General features: G+C 38.5%; 26 protein-coding genes and 1 other annotated feature. Of the genes, 3 read left to right on the top strand and 23 right to left on the bottom strand.

All coding sequences use genetic code 11. The features are described 5' to 3' along the window. Positions 1 to 122: 122 nt before the first annotated feature. Together ACRPLQ_RS08765 and ACRPLQ_RS08760 are read right to left on the bottom strand one after the other, a co-directional pair. Positions 123 to 1220: a sugar diacid recognition domain-containing protein gene (locus tag ACRPLQ_RS08765; protein WP_034268769.1), complete on the bottom strand. Its 1098-nt coding sequence runs from the start codon at positions 1218 to 1220 to the stop codon at positions 123 to 125. Further along, positions 1217 to 2605: a sigma-54 interaction domain-containing protein gene (locus tag ACRPLQ_RS08760; protein ID WP_034268772.1), complete on the bottom strand. Its 1389-nt coding sequence runs from the start codon at positions 2603 to 2605 to the stop codon at positions 1217 to 1219. The genes ACRPLQ_RS08765 and ACRPLQ_RS08760 overlap by 4 nt, the downstream gene beginning before the upstream one ends. A 321-nt stretch (positions 2606 to 2926) precedes the next feature. Between ACRPLQ_RS08760 and ahlS the strand changes: the two genes are divergently transcribed. Beyond that, on the top strand, positions 2927 to 3775 hold the full coding sequence (ahlS, locus tag ACRPLQ_RS08755; RefSeq protein ID WP_034268775.1) for an AhlS family quorum-quenching N-acyl homoserine lactonase: 849 nt from the start codon (positions 2927 to 2929) through the stop codon (positions 3773 to 3775). A gap of 54 nt (positions 3776 to 3829) precedes the next feature. Beyond that, entirely contained in the window at positions 3830 to 5014 is a 1185-nt protein-coding gene (locus ACRPLQ_RS08750) for an iron-containing alcohol dehydrogenase (protein ID WP_034268778.1), read from the top strand. A 32-nt stretch (positions 5015 to 5046) separates the two neighbouring features. Here the strand turns inward: ACRPLQ_RS08750 and ACRPLQ_RS08745 are convergent, their stop codons facing one another. The 6 genes from ACRPLQ_RS08745 to ACRPLQ_RS08720 all read right to left on the bottom strand — a co-directional run bounded on the left by ACRPLQ_RS08745 (position 5047) and on the right by ACRPLQ_RS08720 (position 10067). Further along, positions 5047 to 5394, bottom strand: a complete 348-nt coding sequence (locus tag ACRPLQ_RS08745) for a DUF805 domain-containing protein (protein ID WP_033579325.1) — start codon at positions 5392 to 5394, stop codon at positions 5047 to 5049. Between the two features lie 160 nt (positions 5395 to 5554). Next, entirely contained in the window at positions 5555 to 6556 is a 1002-nt protein-coding gene (locus ACRPLQ_RS08740) for a DUF3231 family protein (protein WP_034268781.1), read from the bottom strand. Between the two features lie 252 nt (positions 6557 to 6808). Then, entirely contained in the window at positions 6809 to 7087 is a 279-nt protein-coding gene (locus tag ACRPLQ_RS08735) for a hypothetical protein (protein WP_033579327.1), read from the bottom strand. 115 nt (positions 7088 to 7202) lie between these two features. Next, positions 7203 to 8114, bottom strand: coding sequence for an NAD(P)/FAD-dependent oxidoreductase (locus tag ACRPLQ_RS08730; protein ID WP_033579328.1), 912 nt, complete (start codon positions 8112 to 8114; stop codon positions 7203 to 7205). A gap of 180 nt (positions 8115 to 8294) precedes the next feature. Continuing rightward, positions 8295 to 9104: an HNH endonuclease gene (locus ACRPLQ_RS08725; protein WP_182030207.1), complete on the bottom strand. Its 810-nt coding sequence runs from the start codon at positions 9102 to 9104 to the stop codon at positions 8295 to 8297. Between the two features lie 150 nt (positions 9105 to 9254). Next, a complete protein-coding gene (locus ACRPLQ_RS08720; protein WP_033579330.1) occupies positions 9255 to 10067 on the bottom strand; it encodes an amino acid ABC transporter substrate-binding protein in 813 nt (270 codons plus the stop codon). Between the two features lie 321 nt (positions 10068 to 10388). Here ACRPLQ_RS08720 and ACRPLQ_RS08715 point away from each other — a divergent pair, with 321 nt between their 5' ends. Then, entirely contained in the window at positions 10389 to 11465 is a 1077-nt protein-coding gene (locus tag ACRPLQ_RS08715; protein WP_034268789.1) for an LLM class flavin-dependent oxidoreductase, read from the top strand. Positions 11466 to 11748: 283 nt separating this feature from the next. On the opposite strand, the gene ACRPLQ_RS08710 is transcribed toward ACRPLQ_RS08715, so the two are convergent. The 15 genes from ACRPLQ_RS08710 to ACRPLQ_RS08640 all read right to left on the bottom strand — a co-directional run bounded on the left by ACRPLQ_RS08710 (position 11749) and on the right by ACRPLQ_RS08640 (position 24854). Next, the gene (locus tag ACRPLQ_RS08710) at positions 11749 to 12105 is read right to left on the bottom strand and encodes a DUF805 domain-containing protein (RefSeq protein ID WP_028412963.1); all 357 of its coding nucleotides are present in this window, start codon (positions 12103 to 12105) and stop codon (positions 11749 to 11751) included. 51 nt (positions 12106 to 12156) lie between these two features. Continuing rightward, a complete protein-coding gene (locus ACRPLQ_RS08705; RefSeq protein ID WP_028412962.1) occupies positions 12157 to 12504 on the bottom strand; it encodes a DUF805 domain-containing protein in 348 nt (115 codons plus the stop codon). 268 nt (positions 12505 to 12772) lie between these two features. Next, positions 12773 to 13195 (bottom strand): DUF4275 family protein, encoded by a 423-nt coding sequence (locus ACRPLQ_RS08700; RefSeq protein ID WP_034268792.1) that lies wholly within the window; start codon positions 13193 to 13195, stop codon positions 12773 to 12775. A gap of 78 nt (positions 13196 to 13273) precedes the next feature. Then, positions 13274 to 14503 carry an MFS transporter gene (locus tag ACRPLQ_RS08695; protein ID WP_432235894.1) on the bottom strand — a complete coding sequence of 410 codons (1230 nt, stop codon included), beginning with the start codon at positions 14501 to 14503 and terminating at the stop codon, positions 13274 to 13276. Between the two features lie 68 nt (positions 14504 to 14571). Then, positions 14572 to 14816: a binding site (T-box leader), on the bottom strand. Positions 14817 to 14858: 42 nt separating this feature from the next. Beyond that, complete coding sequence (locus ACRPLQ_RS08690) at positions 14859 to 15473, bottom strand: AmiS/UreI family transporter (RefSeq protein WP_013057473.1); 615 nt, start codon at positions 15471 to 15473, stop codon at positions 14859 to 14861. A gap of 148 nt (positions 15474 to 15621) precedes the next feature. Beyond that, entirely contained in the window at positions 15622 to 16803 is a 1182-nt protein-coding gene (locus ACRPLQ_RS08685; RefSeq protein WP_221780350.1) for a NupC/NupG family nucleoside CNT transporter, read from the bottom strand. 19 nt (positions 16804 to 16822) lie between these two features. Then, positions 16823 to 17221, bottom strand: a complete 399-nt coding sequence (locus tag ACRPLQ_RS08680; RefSeq protein ID WP_013057475.1) for a cytidine deaminase — start codon at positions 17219 to 17221, stop codon at positions 16823 to 16825. 59 nt (positions 17222 to 17280) lie between these two features. Further along, entirely contained in the window at positions 17281 to 17955 is a 675-nt protein-coding gene (gene deoC, locus ACRPLQ_RS08675; protein WP_014459662.1) for a deoxyribose-phosphate aldolase, read from the bottom strand. A 21-nt stretch (positions 17956 to 17976) separates the two neighbouring features. Then, the gene (locus ACRPLQ_RS08670; protein WP_432235893.1) at positions 17977 to 19278 is read right to left on the bottom strand and encodes a pyrimidine-nucleoside phosphorylase; all 1302 of its coding nucleotides are present in this window, start codon (positions 19276 to 19278) and stop codon (positions 17977 to 17979) included. A 182-nt stretch (positions 19279 to 19460) separates the two neighbouring features. After that, on the bottom strand, positions 19461 to 19784 hold the full coding sequence (locus ACRPLQ_RS08665) for a hypothetical protein (protein WP_034268798.1): 324 nt from the start codon (positions 19782 to 19784) through the stop codon (positions 19461 to 19463). A gap of 5 nt (positions 19785 to 19789) precedes the next feature. Continuing rightward, the gene (locus tag ACRPLQ_RS08660) at positions 19790 to 20734 is read right to left on the bottom strand and encodes a sugar-binding transcriptional regulator (RefSeq protein WP_026106623.1); all 945 of its coding nucleotides are present in this window, start codon (positions 20732 to 20734) and stop codon (positions 19790 to 19792) included. Positions 20735 to 20906: 172 nt separating this feature from the next. Further along, complete coding sequence (locus ACRPLQ_RS08655) at positions 20907 to 23327, bottom strand: DEAD/DEAH box helicase family protein (RefSeq protein ID WP_432235892.1); 2421 nt, start codon at positions 23325 to 23327, stop codon at positions 20907 to 20909. Then, positions 23314 to 23646: a nucleoside triphosphate pyrophosphohydrolase gene (locus tag ACRPLQ_RS08650; protein WP_335708299.1), complete on the bottom strand. Its 333-nt coding sequence runs from the start codon at positions 23644 to 23646 to the stop codon at positions 23314 to 23316. The genes ACRPLQ_RS08655 and ACRPLQ_RS08650 overlap by 14 nt, the downstream gene beginning before the upstream one ends. A 26-nt stretch (positions 23647 to 23672) precedes the next feature. After that, positions 23673 to 24413, bottom strand: coding sequence for a glycoside hydrolase family 25 protein (locus ACRPLQ_RS08645; RefSeq protein WP_432236026.1), 741 nt, complete (start codon positions 24411 to 24413; stop codon positions 23673 to 23675). Between the two features lie 129 nt (positions 24414 to 24542). Continuing rightward, positions 24543 to 24854, bottom strand: coding sequence for a hypothetical protein (locus tag ACRPLQ_RS08640; RefSeq protein WP_028412954.1), 312 nt, complete (start codon positions 24852 to 24854; stop codon positions 24543 to 24545). Positions 24855 to 25115: the final 261 nt, after the last annotated feature.

Genomic DNA, 25115 nt, shown 5'->3' with positions numbered 1-25115 from the left:
CTTTCTTATTCTTATTTCTTCTATCCCCAGTGCTAATTGTAAGCGCTACCTTTAATTCTTTCATTAGTCATTTCAACAAAAAAAGACCTTGCTATCGCAAGATCTTTTATGCACGTGCACAATTATGAAATTTTAGATAGCAGCATGGCTACATACAGTTCGAGAAGGTCTTTTACTTTCCTTGGATCTTTTCCCGTAATATCTTGAATTTTATCTAAACGGTAGCTTAGCGTATTTCGATGAATAAAAAGCTTTTTAGCTGCCGTGCTTCCTTCGCCATTTTCTTCTATGTAGATCGTTAACGTTTCGATAAGCTCTTTTTTCTTATCATATTCCTTAAGCTTTTCATAGTATTGCAACAGATCATGATTTTCTTGAAAACCGGCGCGTTGACGTAACAGTACGGGAATTTGATAATCCGAATAGCTGTAGAAATCAGCTTCTGGATGAAGCTTTGAACCAACAGCAAGCGTATCTTTCGCCTGCTGATACGATACATGAAGGCCTTTAAAGTCAGCTTGAACAGATCCTGCAGATAACTTACACACCATACCAGACGCACGAAGCTGTTTTTCCAGCTGTTCAGCATAGCTGCTAGCGCTGCCCGCTTCTATAGATTTTAATATGACTACTCCGTCTGGAAGCATAGCGTATAGATCATTATTAGCTATGTATTTCTTTACAATCTTCATAACTTCATGGCGATTTTCAGCTTTAATAATTAGTGCCATTCTTGGAAGGTATAAGTTAATATTAAACCGATTCGCTCGTTCAAAAAATAAGGAATCCAGCGGCTCTTCTTGTTGAAGAAGCTGATGAACCACCTCTTCTTTTAATCGTTCATCCCACTGAATTTCCTCTATTAAAATCATTTCTTGAAAAATCATTTCAGCAGCCATACGCACAAGCTCTCCGTAATTACGAATCTGTTCTGGCAGTCCTGTTAATCCCACGACTCCAACAATTTCTCCGTTAAAGAAAATAGGCAAATTCACGCCCGGTTTGGCTCCGCGCAGCGAGTCAGCCTGCTGCTGAGTAATTTCGTAAGAACTGCCGCTTTTTAATACCATTAGCGCTCCTTCGTGAATTTGGTCCATTCGCTTTTTGTCACCAGAACCAATAATGACTCCTTTTTCGTTCATCACGTTAATGTTGCAATCAATAATCTCCATTGTTCTACCGACAATTTTCTGAGCTAATTCTTTTGTTACATATCTCAAGCCTGCTCCTCTCTTTCTTTACATTCCCATCTTTTTAGTTTCTTTATCAAAGTAGAATGATCGATACCTAATTCTTTCGCTGCCTGCCGGAGTGATGGACAATGTTGAATAGTCTCTTTAACGAGTCGCTGTTCAAACTGCTCCACTTTCTTTTTTAGAGGTAAATAATCACATTTTTCATCTTCATGATAAGTATGAAAAGGTAAATGATGAGCTTCAATTGTTTCTCCAGGAATAGACACAATCATATTTTCCACCATATTCCGAAGCTCTCTTACATTTCCTGGCCATTGGTAAGCTTCTAATACTTGCTTCGCTTTATTTGATATGCGCTTTTGGACGTAATACAAGCTGCAAAAGTAGGAAACATAATGATCAACCAGTAAACTGATATCCTCTTTACGTTGAGATAGAGGCGGAAGGCTGATTTCGACTACCTTTAAACGGTAGTATAAATCTTCACGAAACCTCCCCTTTTTAATAAGCTCTCCTAGATGTTGATTTGTTGCCGAAATGATTCGTATATCGATACTTTTTGTTTTAGTTCCTCCAATTTTCTGTACCTGCTTTTCCTGTAACACTCGAAGCAGTTTCACTTGCAAGGAAATCGGCATTTCACCAATTTCATCAAGCATCAAGGTTCCGCCATCAGCGAGTTCTAACAGTCCTATTTTCCCTTCTGTTCGAGCGCCAGTAAAAGCTCCCTTTTCATAGCCGAACAACTCCGATTCTAGCAACGGCTCAGGAATGGCTCCGCAGTTCACTTTAATAAATGGCTGATTGTTTCTATCGCTTGAATCGTGAATAAGGTTAGCGACTACTTCTTTTCCGGATCCTGAGGGACCTGATAGAAGAATACTTGTAGGAAACGGAGCTACTTGTTTGGCTTTCTGATAAACCAAGTTCATCCTATTGCTTTGAAACACTAGGGGCTGTTCCGACCCATTCACTTTTACAGCGTATTTATTTGCATTCATATGCGAAAACTCTTGTACCTTTAAAAGCTCTTTTTTAACTGCGTTTAACTGTGTAATATCCTGTACAGTGGTCACAACGAGCTCTATTTCACCTTGTTTGTTAAACACTGGATTTCCTGTTACCATAACGTCTCTTTCGCTTGAAATGGTTTGCATAATAGAGCGCTGCTGTTTTTCTACTAACACAAGTAGGGAAACAGATTGATCAATATATCCTTCATCGATAACGGTTTGCATATGCTTTCCTAATACGTCTCGTTTATTTGTTCCTGTGATTTTTTCATAAGCTTCATTTACATATATCGTTATTCCCTTTTTATTTACTACATATATTCCGTCCGTAGAGAATTCAATGATGGCCTGTAACGTTTCGTTCGTCAAATCTTTTTTTCCTTTAAAAGAAGTCATTGTTTCACATTCCTTTCTTATGGTGAATTCCCGCCAACATATGGTGAAACTTTTCACCACTAACCATTCAATGCACAATAGCCTTTTTCCTTCTAAAAGCGGTGAATTTTTTCCGCGCTTGGTTATAAGAACCAAGGAAAACTGCGCTAATATTTACTTTTCAAATACTGGCATAAAAATTGCAGTCTAGTATGTTGAAAGAATAGGAAAGAGTCTATCCATTTTAAAAAGGATTATTCTCTCCAGCATATAGGGTAAATGTAGTATAAAGTCATTTTGAAAACGCAAACAAAAATTCAACTACGTTTAGGAGGCTATTATATGTGTAATATTATCAAACCTAATCCAAAGCTTTATGTGATGGACAACGGCTCGATGCAAATGGATAAAAACTGGATGCTTGCAATGCATAACCCAGCAACTGTTAAGAACCCTCATGCACCTACGGAATTTGTAGAGTTTCCAATTTATACTGTATTAATTGATCATCCTGAAGGGAAAATTCTGTTTGATACAGCCTGCAACCCTGAATCAATGGGACCACAAGGGCGTTGGACTGAAGCAACTCAACAAATGTTTCCTTACTCCGCTACAGAAGAATGTTATTTACCAAATCGATTAGAACAATTAGGGGTTGACCCTAAAGAAATTAAATTTGTTGTTGCCTCCCACCTTCATCTTGATCATGCCGGCTGCTTAGAATTGTTCACTAACGCCACTGTTATCGTTCATGAAGATGAGTTAAACGGCACTCTTCAGTCTTATGCACGCAATCAAAAAGAAGGTGCTTACATTTGGGCTGACATTGACGCCTGGATAAAAAATGACCTTCGTTGGAAAACGATTAAACGAAACGAAGATACCATCAAACTGGCAGAAGGAATTAATGTCTTGAATTTTGGAAGCGGACATGCTTGGGGTATGCTTGGTCTTCATGTTCATTTGCCTGAAACAGGTGGCATTATCTTAGCATCCGATACAATCTATACAGCTGAGAGCTATGGTCCTCCTGTTAAACCACCCGGTATTATCTACGACTCTCTTGGATATGCAAACACGGTTGAACGTATACGCCGTCTAGCCTATGAAACTAATTCGCAAGTTTGGTTTGGTCACGATGCAAATCAATTTCAGCAGTTCCGCAAATCTACTGAAGGTTATTACGAATGAAATCAAGCAGCTGCTTAATATAAAAAAATTTTCTATAAATCGGAGGGCAAACAAATGACCATTTCAAAACTAGTTTTCACCCCTCTCAGCTACACAGGATGGGGATCACTTCAGCAACTGCTTCCGGAAGTAAAAAAATATGACCCTGCTCATATTTTAATCGTCACAGATCCAGTGTTAAAAGACATTGGACTTGTAGATAAAGTGAGTGCTCCTCTTATCCAAAATGGATACGAAGTAGATGTATATGCAGATACGGCACCAGAGCCGCCCTTAGCGCTTGGTGAAAAACTAGTATCTTACGCAAAAAGCCGAAAATTTGATTTAGTCGTTGGAGTGGGCGGCGGAAGCGCATTAGATTTAGCAAAACTTACGGCCGTTTTAGCCGTTCATGACGGAGCTGTAGAAGAATATTTGAACTTAACTGGCACGAAACAAATTACGGAAAAAGGACTTCCAAAAATTTTAATTCCCACGACCTCCGGCACGGGCTCAGAAGTAACGAATATTTCTGTATTATCTCTTGAAAGCAGCAAAGACGTCGTGACCCACGATCATTTGCTTGCGGACGCCGCGATTGTAGATCCCGAGCTTACGCTGAGCGTTCCTTCTAAAGTAACGGCGGCTACAGGGATTGATGCATTAACTCATGCCGTTGAGGCTTATGTATCGGTAAATGCAAATCCAGCAACGGACGCCTTAGCCCTAAAGGCTATACGCATGATCAGCTCTTCTTTAAGAGCAGCTGTAGAAGATGGCAAAGATAAAGAAGCGCGAACTCAGATGAGCTACGGAAGCTATTTAGCAGGTCTCGCTTTTTTTAACGCTGGTGTTGCTGGGGTTCATGCACTTGCATATCCGTTAGGCGGACAGTTTCACATTTCTCACGGTGAATCAAATGCCGTACTGCTTCCATACGTTATGGGCTATATCCGCAGCAGCTGCGTGACAAAAATGCGGGATATTTTTGAAGCACTAGGTGGAAACGCTACCTCTTTATCAACAGAAGAAGCTTCTTACCAGTGTGTAAAACACCTGCAGTCACTTGTCAAAGACGTCGGAATTCCTCAGACTCTTCGCGGATTTGATATTCCAGAAAGTGCCCTTCAAAAGCTGACAGAAGATGGCGTCCAGCAAAAACGAATTCTCGCTCGCAGTCCTTTGCCTCTTCGTGAAAAAGACATACGAGCTATTTACCAATCGGCTTATGATGGAGCTATAGTGGAACCTGTCCACTAAAAAACTCCCCCTTACCTAAGGGGGAGTTCTAATTATGCTGCTTTGGCCGTTGTACCAAAACGATTCTCTTTTGGATCGCTAGGCTGGCAGAATAAAACAATTAGCCAGATACTGCCGATAAGTGGAACCAATGTAATGAGCTGCCACCATCCGCTTTTTCCCGTATCGTGGAGTCTTCTTGCTCCTACCGCTAACGATGGGACTGCAACCAACAACGAATAGATAACCGGAAGAAAAAGAGGCTTATCAATAACGAACTGAAGGAACGAAAGAATAAATGAAATAACAAAGTTAACTAACACAAACATCCAGTATTCAGTTCGGCTTGCTCGACCAGAAAATACCCCGTAATTTTTTAACACCTTTATGTACCATTTCATCTGCAAAATCCTCCTTTTTTATCATATAATTGTAAATTTATAGTTTATATATCCTTTTTATTCAAAAAACAAACCGTTAAATAAACAAATAACGACATTTTTTATCCAAAAGAAAAAACTTCTTTAAAAAAAGAAGTTTTCTTAATGTATTATGCTTTTTCTATTTAATCAAATCATTTCGGTCTTCCATACTTGGCGGTTCCTCAAGCCATCCGTTTTTGGCCATGATTTTTCCCCCTTCTTGCCCGTATGTTAAAATGTCTTTAGCCGTACTGACAAGTGTAAGGGGAAGATCTCCACGCAAACTAAAGGCAGTGCCTAAAGCGTTGCTTCCCAGCCCGAAACTGCAGAATAAACTTACGCAGTACATCATCAGCTTATCTGAAAAAGGTGCTACTTTTGATTCTGTCGCTTTCGCTCCCCACGTCGCAGGCGTCTGAATATCGCTCTCCAAAAGAATCTTGCTATAATCACTTACAACTTTTTTAGCCAGCTCTTTTCCTTTTACAAAGTACTTCTTCACTTCAGGTTCATTTGCTACTTGAGCAAACCCTGTGATCATTTGCATGCCCAAAATGTTGCTTTCAATAGCGTAATAAATATGTGCTACCTCTACAGTATTTAATGCACGTTTACTCGAAAACAAATGGATTCCATTCATGTAATCTGTGCCTTCGGCAAACTTCACTGTTTTAGGTACTGAAACAGCTGGAGGTCTTGGAAGCACGTTTTTTTCCTGAAGATAATCTACACATTTGTCATAGCCACTTTGCGTGAAAGCGGTAAGCTCTTTATATAGTGAAATCATGTCTTTTCTGTAGGACATGGTTAAATGAAGCGTATGTAGCCCCATGCTAATTTCTTTTAAAAGGCGAAGAAACATAATATCAAACATCTTATCATAAAGCTTAGGAACACCGACATTTACGTCTTTTTCTGTGTATCCTACCGGTACGGCTGCCCCTTCATTCTGTAAAATTTTTTTGATATCTTCAATGTAGTTCACCACTTGCATATGCGTATCTTTCATAATTTCTTTTGCTCGGTCATCTTCTGCGTGTGCAATAAAATATTCTAAGATTCTTCGGACCATTGTCTTTTGCTGATAGGTCATCCAAAGAGTAGCAATTTCACTTGAACTTAAGGGTATTTCTTGACTCATACACTAAACCTCCTGCTAGGGATACATAGAGCTCTATTTATTCAAAAGTCGGCATCTGTACTAGTGAAGATTGTATTCTACTTTAACGTTCATTCACGTAATCAGATACAAAACTCTGTCTCTTCCTCAATTAATTCTGCTTCATTTACTATGCACAAACTGGAAGAATTCTATGTATTTCCCCTTGCTTTTAAATGGAGGAAACAAAAAAAGCCCCTTTCCATTTAAGGCGCTTTTTCAAAGAAAACGGTTTTATTCCATCGTATCAGAAATTCTTTTGTAGCTTCCGCACTTTTTTAGATATTGAATAATATCTTGATCTTTTACACGCTGGATAGCTGTTCCGAACAGTTCTGCTGCTACCTGCATGCGTTCATGTTTATGTTCAATGGTCATAATATATCGAAGCGCATCCACAACCGGTGCATTGTGACGTGTACGACGAGTTATGTACTCGTGAATGGCTTCATTTAACCCTTCCGATTCCGCTTGTTGAAACTCAGGTTTTCTTACTGCTTGACTATATACCACTTTTTTGCCACTCCTTCTCCTCATTTTTAATCATTTTTTATCTCTCTTTTATTTCCAGTTCCCTAACAAAAAGGAAACAAAACATGCAATCTTAACTTTTTTTATAAAAAAACAATTATTTTTCATAAAGCTCTAACAAGCGTTTGTGTATCCAAATAGCAGCTTGTAAACCTTCTCCCATCGCTACCGTAACTTGTTCAGAATGAGCCACAATGTCTCCTGCTGCCCACACGTTTGAAACATTTGTTTCTTTTGTACGCGGATTTACGATAATGTGCTGATTTTCTAGAAGTTCTACTCCCAGCTCATGCGCTAATTCTGTTCGAACTTTATTTCCTCCGAATGCTAAAAAACCTCTTTCTCCATAAATAAATTCATTGTTTTCTAGGATGACGCCTTTTAACATTTCTGCTTCAGTTATGACTTTTTTTATTGCCGCTTCTTTATAGGTAATTCCCTTTTGCATCAAAGTATCTGCTAAAGGTCCAATTTCTTTTTTGTCGTGATTAATGTACGTAATGTCATTTGTCCAATATGTTAACGTAAGAGATAAACTGGCTCCTGCTTTTCCTGACCCTAGTACTAATACCTTTCTATTATTTACTTCATATCCGTCGCAGTCGGGACATACATATACGGTTTTTCCCATGCAAGGATATAGCTCTTGCTGAAGGTCAGGCGGAACCCGATCTACTACTCCCGTCGCAAACAGTAAAGTAGCTGCTTCGTAGTTCGCAGAGTTTGTGATGACGTTAAACCCATCTATTTCTTTTTGACACTGTATGACACGATCTTCTGTAAATTGAATGCCGTAGCTTTTTGCTTGCTGCCTTCCCGTTTCTCTTAGAGTTTGCCCGCTTATTCCCTCAGGCCATCCCAATATATTTTGATAATTTTTGCAAAGATTGGAACGTCCATCGTTTGAATCAATAACCAATACATTTCGCTTATATCTTCCAAGCTGAATAGCAGCTTGAAGTCCTGCAATTCCTCCACCTATAATGACGCAGTCATACTTATCTGCCACAGCACATCACCCCAGCTTTTACTATTTTCTAAACGAAAGCTTCAGTTTTTCATTATCTGTTTTTGTATTATTTTTATACGCTTTATTGTCTTTATTTTTTGAAGTCATTCTACATACAAAAAACCGCCTCGGCAGCTGCCCTGCCTAGAGACGGTTTTTTATAAAATGAAAAAGACGATATTACTCATTTTTCTTTCCTGCTTCTTTTTCATTAATTTTAGTAATCAAATCTTCTTTATATACTTCACTATCTTTCCCGTAGCGTAGACGGCTATGACAGTTGGGACATAGTGCCGCAGCGTCCATTGGCTTAGCGAGTCCGCTCTCTGAAAGCTTTGAAAGATAGTACATTTGCAAAAAGGAGCTCCCATCTTTTGCGATAAACGGCGCGCTTTCTCCGCAGGCTTCACAAATACCAGCTGCGCGTTTGCGAACATATTGTTTAAGAGCTGCCGTTTGTTCATAAATACTTGTCTTTTTTTCTTTCCCTAACGCCATATGACGAAGCTGTTCAGTTGAATAAGCTGAAACATCCAGCTGTGCTGCTTTTTCCTCAATCACAGGATTTCGTTCAAGTTCAAAAATAATGGCTTCACGCAGCTCTCCGTCTGAATCCCACATAATTTCTAATTGATGATTGATATACGTCACTTCATCAATAAACTCGACCACTCCCGGCTCCACGTAGTGAAACAAATAAACAGCTTTTCCTGATAAAAAATGTTCACGAAGCGCTTTATTGCCTTTAATGAGCTGCATCGATCCTCTTTGGCCTTCCCCCGTATAGAAAAAAGCGGTTTTATCTTTGTTCCATCCGTGTCCCGTTCCGTATTCACTTCCGCTTTCTTTTGTAAAAATAAAAATATATGGATGCGCTTTTGGCGTTGATATTTCGCTTTGTTCCTGTCCTTTATAAAGCTTATGAATTTGTTTTCTGCGATAACGATGTCCTTTTTGAAAGAAATCTCCGCGCTGTAAATCCGTAATCAATGAATGGCCTCCTACTGCGGTCCTGCTTTTATAGTACTTATAGCTCTACTATACACTAATTTTTGTTTTCTTTGCAGATCGTTTCTTCTATCTATTGGATTTATATCATACAAAAAAGCAGCTGTATGGGCAGCTGCTTTTTTGCTATAGTCAATTTTGCACCGTGTAGTCTTCTCCTAGCCATTTTGTGCTGAGTTTTTTTAACGTCCCGTCTTTTTTCAGCTTTTTAATCGCTTGGTCAACTTCCGACTTTAACTTTTCGTCTTTTTTGTTAAACATAAAATACACTTTTGAATTAATCACAATATCTCCAACCGTTTTTTGCTGAAATTTTAGCGCTTGATTGCTAAAATCGATGGAAAATGGCGTCGCAAGCGTAGCATCTGCTCGGCCTGTTTTTAATTGAGTGGTAGCATCATCCGCACCTTGACCGGCGTAAACTACATCGATTTTATTGCCGTGTTTTTTATTATATTTGTCTAGATAGACAGCCGCATTGCTTGTAGCTCCTACAATCATTTTTTTCCCTTCTAAATCTTTTAATGAATGAATATCATTTCGAGTTTTAGGAACTGTTACATAAAGCGGAGAATAATTATATGTTTCATCATTAAATAAAAACTTTTTCTTTCGCTCAGCGTTCTGAGCCATGTTATGAGCAATCATATCAATTTTATTACTTTCTAAGCTAAGAAGCAGATTTGAAAATTCCATCGTTTTAAATTCAAATTTATAATCCTTTAACTCTTTGTCGATCGCTCTTACTACTTCTACATCATAACCGGTCAGTTTGCCTTTATCATCAATAAAGCAAATGTTAGGAAACTGAGTGCCCGTTCCAACAACAATCGTTTGAACATCTTTTTCTTTCTTTTCTCCCGCACTTGAAGATGCGTTTGTTCCGCATCCTGCCACGCTCACAGCTACTACAATTGAAAGTAAAAACAGCCAATATTTTTTCATACGTTCCTCCCCCGAATCCCTATATTATGTAATAAAAAAAAGGCTCTTGATAAAGCATCTGCTTCATCAAGAGCCTCTGGTTAACCAGTGGGCTTACTTCGTGTAAGATTATTCACATCATAATACTAGTTAACCGATAAATCAAGTAGGTTTTGAAAAAAAGATTATCTTGACAGCTCAGTATCTACCGCTTAAGATACAACTAACAAAACAATGAAACTGCATATCTACCAGTCAACTGGAGGCAAATGGACACGGCAATGCGTGTACGTTTGCTTTTTTTATTGTCGTCCAGCATTTTATCTTTTGGAGGTAAAACGTATGAAATTTGCTTTATTTAGTCTTATTCAAAATATCCCGAACCCGGTTACTGGAGAAACATTAACTGCTCAAGAAAAATTTCAGCATGTGTTAAATCAAGCAGTGCTGGCAGAAAAATTAGGTTTTGATGCTTACGGAGTCGGCGAAAGACACGGAGCTCCTTTTTTGTCTTCTTCTCCTCCCGTTGTTTTAAGTGCAATCGCTGCTAAAACGTCTCATATTCGTCTTCTTACTACCGTTACCGTTCTAAGCATTTTAGATCCTGTACGAGTAGCTGAAGATTATGCAACGCTTGATCACCTGTCGGGTGGACGCCTTGAACTGATTATCGGAAAAGGCAATGATCCGCGTCATTATCCGCTTTTTGGCATTACGGAAGAAGAACAATGGGAATCTCTTGCTGAAAGATATGCTCTTTTGAAACAGCTTTGGACAGAAGAAAATGTCACGTGGAGCGGCCGTTATCGTCCGCCTTTAACTAACGTTACGACTCAGCCTCGGCCGTTTCAGCCTTCTATTCCCGTTTGGCATGGAAGCGCGTCAAGCCCGCTGTCTACAGAACTTGCAGCTAAATACGGAGAGCCTCTATTTTCATCCAATTCTTTTCACCCTCAGGCTAAATATAAAGCGCTGATTGACCATTACCGCGAACGTTTTGCTTATTATGGCCATGACCCACGCAAAGCCATCGTCGGTTCAGGGGCAAGCAGCCTATATATTTCTAATACAACGGAAGAAGCGATTCGCCGCTATCGCCCGTACTATAACGCGTTTAGCAATACAGAGGCAGCGAAACATAATCAATCGCCGTTCACGTCACTAGAAGATATCGTTCAACACGGTCCTGCTTTAGTAGGAAGCCCGGAGCAAATCATTGAAAAAATAATAGATTATCACAACGCTTATGGAAACGAAGTGCTGAGCATCAGCGTAGACGGTCTAAGCGAAGCAGAACAGCGCGAACAGCTAGAGCGCTTCGCAAGTGATATTGCACCTGTTCTTCGAAAAGAAATTCCCAGCAGCGTATGGGAAAATGAAAAAAAGAGATTGAGACATAATGAAATCAATCCAATCTAAAGACGAACAAATCAGATACATGAGCTGAACCGCTTATGACACCGCCGTTGATTTCCGTGCAAGGCTTCGCTTTCCGCGGGCGGCGCTAGAAGAACCTATACACATAAAATTCACGTTCACAATCACGCTATGAAAAAATCCGAACTAATTGGATTCTCCATCAAGAATCTTAATTAGTTCGGATTTCCCTTCAACTAAATTACTTTTGTCCCAACCTCTTTTTAATTTAGATACAATTCGCACGTTTAGTTTACTAACTTTTTAAACTAATAAACTACTCTGGTTAAGACGCCTGCGTGTCTGTATCGTAAATATTGGCTGTTACTTCGCTTCTTTGACAAAGTAAGATGAGCAGCCAAATGCCTCCAATAACTGGAACAAAGTTAATTAAATACCACCAGCCGCTTCTTCCTGTATCATGAAGTCGGCGAACAGTAACGGCAAGTGAAGGCAGAATCATTGCTGCTCCGTAAAGTAATACTAAAATAACTCCAAATACTGCAAGTGAATCGATAAAAACCAAGATATATGGAATGATCATAAAGATATAAGCAAATAATGTAAACATCCAATACTCCGTACGCGTTGCTCTTCCTCGAAACGTCGCATAATTTTTTAACGCTTTTATATACCAGTACATTTTTAAACCCTCTCTTTGTTTATTAAATTAAACTACCTAACCGTTTAAGTCCTACGCAACTTTATTAGGTACATCAAACCGGTTTAACTGCGACTCACTCCGTAGACAAAGAAGAATTAATAGACAAATACTTCCCGCAATCGGAATAATAGTAATGAGCTGCCACCACCCGCTTCTTCCTATGTCATGCAGTCGACGTGCCGTCACAGCAAGGGATGGAATGAAGACTGCAACAAGATAAACTATACGCAAAAACGGAGGCATATCTGTTATAAGTTCAATAGCTGAAAGCACACACCATATAATAAAATTAAATAAGACAAACATCCAATACTCTTTACGTGTTGCTCTTCCTTGAAACGTTGCATAATTTTTTAGCACATGTAAATACCATTTCATACAAAAACCTCCTTTTTAAACCGAATTTTGTAAGACAAGCTTACTAGCAGTAATTACCTTAGCATACAAAAAATTAATTTCATATCCTATTTTTTGAAAAAATCCCAAATGGTAATATAGATATAGGAGAGAGATGGATAATAGTTAGTAATAAATACCCAATAAATTCAGTTAAAAAACCATTTAATTACTATAATTACTTTTAATTTATAAAATGTTTTTTTATAACAAAAATCCTGCCGTATTAATCGGCAGGCTCTATCTTTACTTACGTGCGGTAAAAGTAAGGTCCACATGAGCTTTCATGAGTAATCACATAAGTCCATGTAAAGTCTTTATCTACGACATATAAATCTTCTAAATACATGTTTGTATTTTCACTTAAATCAGCGCTTGTTAAATGCTTACATTTAGATAGCTGCAGCACTCGTTCATCATGCTCAAACAGCAAATAACAGTCGTTCTTAACTTGGTTCTCAAACGCTTGAACCGCTTGTTCCTCTTGCAAGCAAGGAAGCTTTTCATAGCTAAACGTATGCCACAGAAACTGATCCATATAAATTTTCTTTTTTTGCGATGCGCTTAAAGCATCTGCAAATTCATTTTCCCACCGCTTCCGGAAGAATTCACCTTGATTCGATAATTTTTTAACAAACATTCCTTTTTTCTTTAACGCATCTTTCATTTTCACTGTGCTTTCTCACCCTTTATTCTGTATTCATTTCTTTTTATCGGCTTCTTAGCTTATTTGTCCATTAGTACCTATGCGTTAGATTCCTTGTTTTTTGACTAAACTTATTTTATAAAACGCCGGCTTTAACGTGCACAAAAACAATACAACCGTACTTAAAAGCATGATCAGGCTTCCACCAATTACAGCTCCTTGAATTGAAACAATGTGTGCAGCCATTCCGCATAGAAAGGTCATCATAATAATTAGCAGTGACTCAAGTAGCCCATAGATACTTCCTACTCTCCCCATCATGTCAACGGGAATGCTGTTTTGATAAAAGGTTTGAAAACCAGCACTTGCAAAAGCTAACGCAAAGGATAAGCTAAAAAATCCCGCTCCCATAGTTTGAAAAGAAGACGAACACGCATACAGCAAATAGCCAAGCGATACTCCTACACTGCCGGCACCTATTAGAAAGTTCGTGGACAGCTTCTTAGCAAACAGTGTATTAATAACTGCGCCAATCATAATACCAGCGCCTGCTACGCTTACTAAAAATCCGTATTCGCTTTCGGATAAATGAATGACTTTTGTTGCAAATGAAACTTCAAGAGAATCAATTGCCGTGGCCATGACCATTAAGAAACTGAACAATACATAAATGGTGATAATGTATCTGTTGGCTCTACTGAAACGAAACACCGCTTTCCAATCTTCTCGAATGGTGTTTACAGAGAGTTTATTTTCTTTAGTTTTTGTTTTTATATCTAAGTTAGGCATTAATAAAGTAACCATTCCTGACCACACGAGCGCTGCAGCATTGGCATAGATAGCAAACGCGGGCGTTCCAACCATAAATAACGCACCTGCTGCGGCCGGACCAAGAAGAAAGCCTCCTGAGTCAATCAAACTGCGCAGCGAATTAAATCTTTTTCGCTTTTCAGTTGGAATAAGCTTTGTAATATAGACCATCGATACCGGACGAAACATCGAACCTGCCATACTGATGATAAATACCAGCACATAAATGATCAGTATGGATGAGAAAAGCGGAAGGCAAGCAATGACCCCGGCGCGCATCCAATCTAAAACCATCATAAGCTTCTGTTTGTTCATGCGGTCAATTAAGCTTCCAGACCATATATTTGTACATAGCGCAGCAAGCGGCTTTATCATGTATAGCCCTGAAATCGCAAGCGGCGAATTCGTCATATCAAGCATCATGACATTTAAAGCGATCAAATAAATCCAGTCGCCGATATTGCTAGTGCCAATTCCAAACAGCAATAAACACGGGTATTTCCAAGACAACAGCTTACTTTTCATAAAAGAAAGGCCTCCGCTTCACTATTGATTTTTGTCAATAAAAAAAATCCCACCCCCAAGACATCTGTCTTAGGGGCGAGATTATAAATCGCGGTGCCACCCTAGTTTGTTCATATGTCGCCATATAAACCTTATCGAGTACGGCTTTCGCTTATACTCTAGCTCTGTAACGGAAGCAGCCGTCGCACTATCACGTTAGATCCAATGCGCTGCTCAGAGGCTTGCTTCAACAGCGTTTTTCTTGCTCCTTTTCAGCTTCCGGAGCTCTCTGCTAAGAATACGCGCTGTCTACTTTTCTCTTCACGGCATTTAATTTCTAACATCTTACCATTATTATCTATTTTTTGTAAATACTTTATTTCAAAATCATTTTTTTCGGCTGAGAAAAGAATAGTCGGTATCCTACGTATACAAAATAAATGATGGAAGCTACCAGCACGATTCCCCACATATTGTACATATCTTTATTTCCCCATACGCCCGTTAGCGAAAACAGCGCTGGAATTGTTAAGGTAACCCACGACTGTACAATCGCCACTTTCCCTACATATGCAGATACATCTTTTTTGCTCGTATTAAGCACATAAAATAAAAACCATAAAAACGACCAAAGAATCCATGTAATGGCGTTTACGACGTCATGATAGTGAACAAGAGAAACCGTCACGTACACTAAAGCGATAATCGATACCCAAAGTGAATAATAGCCCAGCCCCGTTCCCTGCATTCCTTTTAATACCGTCACGCCTACATATAAATACGTAAGGCCAAATAAAAAGATTGCCGTTCTTTCATATAAAATCCAGTTGCTTTGGTCTGACGTAATAATTAAATAAAACGGAACAATAACTTGAAAAGCTCCAACAAATAAGTTAAATACGCCTACGTTTTTTTCATCTGCTTTTCCAAGCAGCATGAGTCCGTTTAAAAATAAAGCTGCTCCTGACAGCAATAGTCCAATTTGATCCATTTTTCAGTAAGAAAAGCCCCCAGCTTTTCTTGTCCTCCTCTGTGTCGATGTTTTTCTTTAGGATGTGCGGAGTTACGGTTTACATGTAAAAAAGAAAAAGCACTTCCTTTTGAAAAGGAAACTGCTTTTCTTTCTGTTTCTATTACATTTATAAAATGAAGCTGACAACAATCGCTGACAGTACGCTTACAAGCGTAGCTCCGTACAGTAAACGAAGACCAAAGCGCGCTACTGTATTTCCTTGCTTTTCACTTAAGCCTTTAACCGCTCCTGACACGATTCCAATTGATGAGAAGTTAGCAAATGATACTAAGAATACGGATACAATTCCAAGCGTTTTAGCACTGAATGTTGAAGCCATATCTGAAAGACTCATCATTGCCACAAATTCATTTGTTACAAGTTTTGTTGCCATAATTCCACCCGCTGCTACTACTTCTGAAGCAGGAACACCCATGATGAATGCAAACGGTGCAAACACATAGCCAAGCAGGTGCTGGAACGACAGACCAAACAGCATTTCAAACACGTTATCAATCGCAGCCATCAGCGCAACGAAACCAATCAGCATCGCACCTACGATAATCGCTACTTTAAATCCGTCCATAATATATTCGCCAAGCATTTCGAAGAACGTTTGCTTATGACCTGTTTGTACCTCTAAAATATCTTCTTGATCCGTTACTGTGTAAGGGTTAATGATAGAAGAAATAATAAATCCGCCAAATAAGTTAATCACAATTGCTGTTACTACGTATTTTGGTTCAATCATTGTCATATAAGCACCGACAATGGACATTGAAACAGTCGACATAGCTGATGCACAAAGCGTATATAAACGGTTTGGCGGCAGTTTGTCTAATTGCTTTTTAACGGTAATAAATACTTCTGACTGACCTACAATGGCAGAAGCTACTGCGTTATAAGACTCTAATTTTCCCATTCCGTTAATCTTGCTGAGAACTAACCCAATCCATTTCATAATGAAAGGAAGAATTTTAAAGTGCTGTAAAATCCCGATTAAGACAGAGATAAAAACGATTGGAAGCAGCACGTTTAAGAAAAACGGCATTGATCCTTTATTCGCGATTCCGCCAAATACGAACTCTACGCCTTCATTTGCATATGAAAGCAGCTTTCCAAAGACGCTGGCAATGGCATTAATAATAATTAAGCCAAACTTTGTATTTAGAAGTAAAGCTGATAATAGAACTTGAATCACAACCATAATGACGATTGGTCTATATTTGATTTCTTTGCGGTTATTACTTGCAAGATACGCTAATCCAAAGACAACGAGTAATCCTAAGATGCCAATTAAATATTTCATAGTATCCTCCACTGCTTACTTATTTTTGTAAGTCTTTTGATGAAAAATAGCCCGGTAAGATTTCGTTGATGTTTGTAATCACAAAATCTCCTTTTAGGTTTGCTAAGATAATTTGTGTGTGATCATCACAGAACTCAGCTAATACTTGTCTGCATGCGCCGCAAGGAGAAATTGGCCCGTCCGTATCTCCTACAACTGCAATAGCTGAAAACTGCTTGTCCCCCTCTGAAACAGCCTTAAAAATAGCCGTTCTCTCAGCGCAGTTCGTCAATCCATAGGAAGCGTTTTCAATATTGCATCCACGATAAATCTTTCCATCGGTTGTTAAAAGAGCTGCACCAACATGAAAATGAGAATACGGTACATGTGCTTGTTTGCTTGCTGCGATTGCTTCATCTATTAATTGTTTTGGCTCCACCGTCATCATCCTTTGCTTAGTTTACAGCAGGTTAGCTAGTACTAACCTGCTGTCATTTATTAATAATCAGAGTTGCTTAATTGACCTTTTGCAATTGATACGCCAGAGCTTGCACCAATACGTGTTGCACCTGCTTCAATCATTGCTTTTGCATCTTCTAAGCCGCGAACGCCGCCAGAAGCTTTTACACCTACATCCGGTCCAACCGTTTTTCTCATAAGCGCTACGTCTTCTACCGTTGCGCCTCCTGTTGAGAAGCCCGTTGACGTTTTAACAAAATCAGCTCCAGCTTTTACAGCTAGCTCAGAAACTTTTGCTTTTTCTTCGTCAGTTAAAAGAGCTGTTTCAATAATTACTTTTACTAGCGCTTTGCCTTTTGCAGCATCGACTACTGCTTGAATGTCGCTTTGCACTAGGTCATAGTTTTTATCTTTTAACGCGCCGATGTTGATCACCATATCTACTTCATCTGCACCGTTTTCAATTGCATTTGTTGTTTCGAATGCTTTTACTGCTGAAGTCGTAGCTCCAAGAGGAAAGCCAATTACCGTACATACTTTTACTTCTGGAGCATCTTTTAATAACTCAGCTGCTTTTTTTACCCACGTTGGATTTACGCAAACTGAAGCGAATGAATATTCTTTTGCTTCTTGTGCTAAAACCGTAACTTGCTCTTCTGTTGCATCTGCTTTTAATAATGTATGATCAATAATACCCGTAATGTTTTGACTCATTTTGTTCTTCCTCTCTCTTTCTTAATGAATTTCTTTATAAATTAACGTTGGAGCTTCTACTTTTTCAGCGACCGTGCTGTAAGAATCATAAACGATATCCATTACTTCCTGTACATCTTCGCTGTTGCTGTGGATTGTAACAAGAGCGTCGCCTTTTTTCACTGAATCTCCAACTTTTTTATTAAGCATAATACCAACTGCTAATTCGATTTCAGATTCTTTTGTTGCACGTCCTGCACCTAGCTTCATTGCCGCTACGCCGATTTTTTCTGCAACGATTTCTGAAATGTAGCCATCTTCTTTTGCTGGTACTTCAATTTTGTGCGCTGCATCCGGTAATTTAGACGGATCGTCTGCCACAGAAGCGTCTCCGCCTTGTGCGCTTAAGAATGTTTTAAATGATTCTAATGCTTTTCCGTTTTTAATTACTTCTTGAAGCATTGCACGCGCTTCGTCTAGGCTGCTTGCTTTTTCAGCAAGTACAACCATATGACTTCCTAATGTTAAGCAAAGCTCCGTTAAATCTTCAGGGCCTTCGCCTTTTAACGTGTCGATTGCTTCTTTCACTTCAAGCGCATTACCAACCGCAAAACCTAGAGGCTGGCTCATATCTGAAATGATTGCTTTTGTGTTTCGGCCTACGCCCTTTCCGATTTCAACCATTGCTTTTGCTAATTCTTCAGCGTCTTCAAGCTTCTTCATGAATGCGCCGTTCCCCGTTTTCACGTCCAAGCAAATGGCATCTGCTCCAGCGGCAATTTTCTTACTCATAATTGAGCTTGCAATTAACGGAATCGAATCAACCGTTGCTGTTACATCACGAAGCGCATAAAGTTTTTTATCCGCTGGCGTTAAGTCTCCGCTTTGGCCGATAACGGCAATTTTATTTGTATTTACTAAACGAATGAATTCTTCGTTTGTAATTTCAACATGGAAGCCAGGCACTGCTTCTAGTTTATCAATCGTACCGCCAGTGTGTCCTAAGCCGCGGCCAGACATTTTGGCAACCGGTACATCAACCGCAGCTACTAAAGGTCCTAATACAAGTGTTGTTGTATCACCTACGCCGCCTGTGCTGTGTTTGTCTACTTTAATACCTTCAATTTTTGATAAGTCAATTTGATCGCCTGATTCAACCATTGCTTGCGTTAAATTTACGCGTTCTTCCTGCGTCATTCCTTGAAAGTAAATCGCCATCGCAAATGCCGATAGCTGATAATCAGGTAAATCCCCTTTTGTATAACCTTCGATAATAAAATCGATTTCTGCTTTATTTAATTCATGTCCATTACGTTTTTTTTCAATTAAGTCAACCATTCTCATGACGTTTTCCCCCTAAAAGTATCTGCATATTGTGCATCCACTAAAACGTTTTCAACAACTTACACCCTTACTATATAATAGCTTTGAACAATTGTAAACAGATATATTTACATTTGTTCAAAAATATTTATAGCTGCTGTTTTAGTGAATAAAAAAAGACTTCCGCACTCGGAAGTCTTCCCTTATTTTTCAGCTTTTATCACAAATGACAATACGATTCTGTACTTATTCTTTACCTTTTTATAAGGAATTAATACGTATGGCTGATCAGGCGGCGTAAATCGTTCAATTCCTTTTTGATTAGCATCAGGAGAAAAGTACATTCTTCCCCACCGTTTAATGATATAGCCCGTGGTTCCCTTGGCAATCACTCCGTCTTTTGAAACGTCTGTTTGAAAAGGATACCGGTTTCGCTGTGCCTGCAGAGACGACACAGAATAAGATACAATATCTTCTACTATTTCAATTCGATGAAGCTTTTGCTCTTGAAAAAACAGCGTCTTCATCTCCTTTACTCTTGTTTATCTAATAAAAAGCGCGCCGTGAACTGATCAGTAACGAGTACATTTGCAAATTTCCCTTGCAGCGCTCCGTAAATGCTGTCGATTTTCTGATCCCCGCCAGCTACTAAAATGGCGTACTCTTTCTTCTTAAGTTCCTCCAAATCAAGTCCTAGCGTCCGTTCATCCAGGCTTTCATTGCAAATTTGTCCATCTTTATCAAAAAAGCGTGAACAAATGTCTCCTACGGCTCGCGAAGAAATCATCTCTACATCTTGCTCGGAAAAATAGCCAAGCTGAAAAAGCAGCGAATCCGTTTTAATGGGTCCCGTAGTAAACACGGCAATGTTGGCTTGCTTGCCTAAATCTAAAATGCGCTTAATATGACGATCCGTTTCCATTGCTTTTTTGACTACCACGTGATCGACAATCACAGGCAGAGGAAGATGCATAGGAGGCGTATTGTATGCCTTTCCAAATAAGTACATAATTTCAGAAGCATATGTGCTCGTTTCCGAATGGCTTACTCCGCCTTTTAACTGCACAACCTGCACGTCATTCACATACTTTTGTTTTAAATCGATGGCCACTTGATAAAGAGTTGTTCCCCACGTCACCCCAATAATATCTCCATCTTTTACGATGTCATAGAGATAGTCAGCTGCTGCCACGCCTAGATGACTTTTAATAATGTGATTTTCATATTGAGGCACCGGTGTGACGATTGCTTTTTTTAGATTGAATTTTTGTTCAAGCTGAGAAGACAATTTTTCACTATTGATAGATGAATCCACAATTTTAATTTGAACAATGCCTTCTTCTTTTGCTGTCTGCAGCAATCGAGAAACCGTAGGCCTTGATACACCAAGCTTTTTTGCAATTTCACTTTGATTATAATCAAGAATATAATACATCCTTGCCGCTTCAATCACTTTATTAAATTTCTCTTGATCCATCTCCATCGACTTGTTCTCCCTTACCTCATGAATTTCTTATCCCAATTTTACCAAACTTATGTCTTTAGTTTACTTGTTTGGTGAACAAAATTTCAAGAGGTAGATGAAATATAAAAATTAAAATCCTTAATTCAAAAGATACTTCGTATACGTTGGGATTTAATTTGAATTTTCACTGTTTTTTTTCGAAGTGTTGAGCAAGTCGATACTCACAAATTTCTTTAGTCCATTTATACAAAGTGCTATTATCAGCTTCTTCTACATCCAGGTTAAAGCGAAAAACTCCATCTTCAAACTCTACAAGTCCTTTTGAACTTCCACTCCACTTTGTCATTGGCATTGTAGCAATCAATTTGGCAACTTTTTTTTCATCATATTCCCAAAGTTTCTGAGTAAGTTTGTCAGAAAAATCAACTTTTCTTCGATACGTTTTTCCCATTAAATATTTATGAAAAAATGGTGCGACCTCCTTAGGTGTAATAAAACTCAACCAATGTTCTATGCCGCGTTCTAGCATATATTTTAAAACAATCATTTTGTAGCTTTTCGACATCGACGTACGTTCAACCTCTATAAGCCACGACTCATAACGTAAAAATATCTTTCTCTCTTTCTCACTTAACTCATTTGCCCAATTCAAGAAACCAATGAATGTTTTAAATTCTTGCTTGTAAGCAATTGAATGCTCACTTCCATTTAAATGTAATTCTTTATAAGTAGGTCGCCTTCCTAATTCCTGCTTTAACTGAATATAGGCAGAGTAAAGTTGCTCTTTTCTTGGTTGACGCTTTTTTGCAAGTTCTTTCAACAAATCAACCGCTTTTACATCGATATGGAATTCACATGATGTTGGCACTGTAGGAATAATTAATCCTTTTTTCTTATCCACCTCTTTAATATACCCATGAAATAGCTGAAGTTTTATATCAGCATTGCGATAATTTCCAATTAAATCAATGATTGTACAGTGTGTTTTATTAGGATGAAGTCTCAACCCCCGGCCAATCTGTTGAGTAAAAATAGTGAGTGATTCAGTAGGCCTTACCATTAAAAGTGTGTCAACTGAAGGAATATCTACTCCTTCGTTAAAAAGGTCTACAGTAAAGACGATGTCAATCTTTCCTTCTACTAGAGATTCTATCGCCTCTTGCCGAGATATTCCTAATGTTTTTGAATGAAGGCTTATTGCTCCAAAGCCTTGTCTCACAAAATAAGAAGCAAGAAAGTCAGCTTGTTCAATTGACGAGCAAAATCCAATTGTTCTTGTTTGTCTATGCTTTTTCCATGCTTCTACTACCTTTTCTGCAACTTCCACCTTCACTTGCACTGCTAATAATTCTTTACGGTCATATTTTGTACCAAGCCAAGTAATTGCTGAGTAATCAGTTTCATCGTATATACCATAATAATGAAATGGCGTCAGCCACTGCTTTTGAATTGCTTCTATAAAATGCAATTGATATGCAACATTTCCTTCACATAATCCATAAATATCTTTTTGATCCATTCTATCTGGCGTAGCAGTGATACCTAATAGAAAGAGTGGCTCAAAATACGTTATAACATTTTGATATGTATTAGCTGCAGCATGATGAAATTCATCCACTACAATTAGATCAAATTCTTCTGGGTTAAATCGTTTTAAATGTTTAGTTCTACCTAGTGTGTAAATCGAAGCAAATAAAAAGTCGGCTTTTTCATCCTTCTTTTGCCCGTAATACAAGCCTGTCATTTTAGAAGGCATAATATGCTTAAACGTAGATTCCGCTTGCTTTAAAATCTCTTCTCGATGGGCAATAAATAGAACCTTCTTAAATTTCTTAGCAAAAAAAGCTGCTAAATATGTTTTTCCAAGACCTGTAGCTAATACAACCATTGCCTTTTTATAACCTTCTTCTTGAGTTTGTTGCAATGCCTCTAAAGCAAGATGTTGAACGGGTCTAGGGTGAATATCACCATAATTTTTAGCTCCCTCGCTTACCTGTACGGGCTGATTAGCTCTTTTAGCTTCTGGAATCATAAGCTCTGTTTCCTCTAATTCAGTCCATTCTTTTACTATCAAAGGATTCGTTTCTCTGTACTTTTCATAATTATCCTTATATGTTTCTATAGTTTCTACATTTATTGGAATAGTCTGGTCATGATAAAATAAACGCATGAATTCTTCAGTTGCCTTTTCAAACGATGAAGCCTCCTGATGATCCTGAACCTTTACGCTCCATTCTACCCCACTAGTTAAAGCAGACGCAGATAAGTTAGAGGACCCTACAATAAGAATACTATCTTTTTCAGTTTCGAATATGTAAGCTTTAGGGTGAAAAGACTTGCCTTTACTGTGCCAAAGTCTTATCTCTAATCGGGGATGGATTTCTAGTAAACGCGTTAATGCTCTTGGCTGTGTGATATATAGATAATCCCCTGCTAGCAACTTCACTTCGGTTCCTCGCTCAACGGCTTCCTTCAAAGCCTTTTCAATAACCTTTACGCCTGATTCCATTACAAATGATGTTAAAATATAAATGCTTTTAGCAACATTTATTTCAGCTATAATCGTTTGACCGATTTGTTCGGTAACTAGCTCAACTTTGCTCATCTTCTACCTCAATCAAATAAATTCGTTCTTCAAACCCTCCTCGTTTCTCAGCCTTTTTATGACGTACTTCTTCCAACTGTTCTGGAGTTGCTCCGTGAATGGCAGCCAAGGCGTACATAACTTCAAGTAAATCCGCTAATTCTTCAATTGAATCTTCATGATTTTTAGCTTCACTATATTCTTGAAATTCTTCTTTTGCCTTTTTCATTAACTCTGTTTGATATTCTTCTCGTTGCAACACACGTGTTTTGAATGTCTTTCCCGATTGTTCTATAATAGTTGGAATATGATCTCGTACTAGCTTGTTATAAGTTGGCATACCTATCCCCTCCATTTTTTAATAGTTTAATAGTTTTGAAATGATCTTTTATTACCTTTAAATACATTTAAATCAATGAATTTCTCTTCACCATTATACCCTTTCAACCGCCCTTTGTCCGTATACTGCCAAAACGTCCATTCTTGCTGCTCTTCAAGAGTGGGCTTTTTCACAACGTCGCGAATCCAAATATCACACTCAGGATATCTGTTTTTAATATACAAGTCATACGCTTTAGGCGTCGTATAAAGAATGACGCGCTTGTCATAATGAGATTCAAGACGTTTAATCATGCTAGAAAGCTCCTTGTATACATGTTTCTGAGACGGAAGATTTTGTTTTTTGTCTCCGTAAAATTCAACATCAATCACGGGAGGCAGATCGTTATTTCTAAGAGAAACCGTTTTGATAAAATTAGCCGCTTGTGTTTCACCTTTGCTATCATAACTAAAAAAGTGATAAGCTCCGATCCGCATGCTTTTGCGATTTGCTTGTTCCCAGTTTTGTTTAAATAAAGGATCTTGAAATGAACTTCCTTCCGTTGCTTTGATAAAAGCAAACTGAATATCTTGTTTACTCAGCACACTCCAATTAATCTCCCCTTGATAAGAAGATACGTCTACGCCTTTTACATCATAGCGGTTAGCACTTATCGCATTAGGAATTACCCACCCTTTACTCCATAGTAGAAATATAAAACTTACAAGAGCGGCTAATATAACTCCTACGGCAAGAAATCTGTTCTTCTTTTGATTTTCTTTATCTATTGTGTTTACTCCCTTTTTTAGAAAATACTTCTAATATTCTAACATAAAAAGGATTTTTCAAAGCAAAAGAGCCTACCAGTCTTTATTTGGAAATATAAAAAAACCACCTAAAATCAGGCGGCTCTTCTTTTATGCTGCGTCTTCAGATGGTTCATTATCTTTGGCTGCTTCTATAAGTAAGAAAATAGCCGTTAAGATGTGCATGATCATGCCGACAATTGGAATCCACGCAATAGCAGAACAGACAATTCCCATGATATGCCCTGTCCGAACTTTGTTTGTTTTAATCGCAAATACTAAACCTACAATATGCAATGCGAGCATTAAAATAAGCGGCGTGTAGGCTAGGCCAATAACCAAGGTCCCGCCTAGAATTGGAATCCCCCAAAGAGCCTCTAATCCTCCGCTGACCCATTTCAATATACGACTTGTTTTTCCCAATGTATCCTCCCCCTTTGTCTTCAATGTATGCACAGAAGTTTTGTTTCTGAACGGTTGTATATGAAAAAAGTGGTAAAAATACGTGTACTAAAAATAAATCGATAGTCCCATATAAAGATACGTTTTTATACGGGACTAGTGTAGTAGTGGAAAATGAATGAGAGGAAAAGGCTTTGTTTTACATGTAATAACGAGGAGCTCTTCGTCGAGAGAATGAAGTAAACATCAACAAAGAAGCCGAACTCAAAATGTAAGCTCGGC

The sequence above is a fragment of the Priestia sp. TRN 1309 genome (genome assembly GCF_050846875.1).
Classification (GTDB): domain Bacteria; phylum Bacillota; class Bacilli; order Bacillales; family Bacillaceae_H; genus Priestia; species Priestia zanthoxyli.
This window is presented reverse-complemented; position numbering and strand designations above follow the sequence as displayed.

Coding starts and splice junctions, on each gene's coding strand:
- ACRPLQ_RS08760 (WP_034268772.1), bottom strand. CDS start 2,605: ATGACTTCTTTTAAAGGAAAAAAAGATTTGACGAACGAAACGTTACAG.
- ahlS (WP_034268775.1), top strand. CDS start 2,927: ATGTGTAATATTATCAAACCTAATCCAAAGCTTTATGTGATGGACAAC.
- ACRPLQ_RS08750 (WP_034268778.1), top strand. CDS start 3,830: ATGACCATTTCAAAACTAGTTTTCACCCCTCTCAGCTACACAGGATGG.
- ACRPLQ_RS08745 (WP_033579325.1), bottom strand. CDS start 5,394: ATGAAATGGTACATAAAGGTGTTAAAAAATTACGGGGTATTTTCTGGT.
- ACRPLQ_RS08740 (WP_034268781.1), bottom strand. CDS start 6,556: ATGAGTCAAGAAATACCCTTAAGTTCAAGTGAAATTGCTACTCTTTGG.
- ACRPLQ_RS08720 (WP_033579330.1), bottom strand. CDS start 10,067: ATGAAAAAATATTGGCTGTTTTTACTTTCAATTGTAGTAGCTGTGAGC.
- ACRPLQ_RS08715 (WP_034268789.1), top strand. CDS start 10,389: ATGAAATTTGCTTTATTTAGTCTTATTCAAAATATCCCGAACCCGGTT.
- ACRPLQ_RS08710 (WP_028412963.1), bottom strand. CDS start 12,105: ATGTACTGGTATATAAAAGCGTTAAAAAATTATGCGACGTTTCGAGGA.
- ACRPLQ_RS08705 (WP_028412962.1), bottom strand. CDS start 12,504: ATGAAATGGTATTTACATGTGCTAAAAAATTATGCAACGTTTCAAGGA.
- ACRPLQ_RS08695 (WP_432235894.1), bottom strand. CDS start 14,503: ATGAAAAGTAAGCTGTTGTCTTGGAAATACCCGTGTTTATTGCTGTTT.
- ACRPLQ_RS08690 (WP_013057473.1), bottom strand. CDS start 15,473: ATGGATCAAATTGGACTATTGCTGTCAGGAGCAGCTTTATTTTTAAAC.
- ACRPLQ_RS08685 (WP_221780350.1), bottom strand. CDS start 16,803: ATGAAATATTTAATTGGCATCTTAGGATTACTCGTTGTCTTTGGATTA.
- deoC (WP_014459662.1), bottom strand. CDS start 17,955: ATGAGTCAAAACATTACGGGTATTATTGATCATACATTATTAAAAGCA.
- ACRPLQ_RS08670 (WP_432235893.1), bottom strand. CDS start 19,278: ATGAGAATGGTTGACTTAATTGAAAAAAAACGTAATGGACATGAATTA.
- ACRPLQ_RS08665 (WP_034268798.1), bottom strand. CDS start 19,784: ATGAAGACGCTGTTTTTTCAAGAGCAAAAGCTTCATCGAATTGAAATA.
- ACRPLQ_RS08660 (WP_026106623.1), bottom strand. CDS start 20,734: ATGGATCAAGAGAAATTTAATAAAGTGATTGAAGCGGCAAGGATGTAT.
- ACRPLQ_RS08655 (WP_432235892.1), bottom strand. CDS start 23,327: ATGAGCAAAGTTGAGCTAGTTACCGAACAAATCGGTCAAACGATTATA.
- ACRPLQ_RS08650 (WP_335708299.1), bottom strand. CDS start 23,646: ATGCCAACTTATAACAAGCTAGTACGAGATCATATTCCAACTATTATA.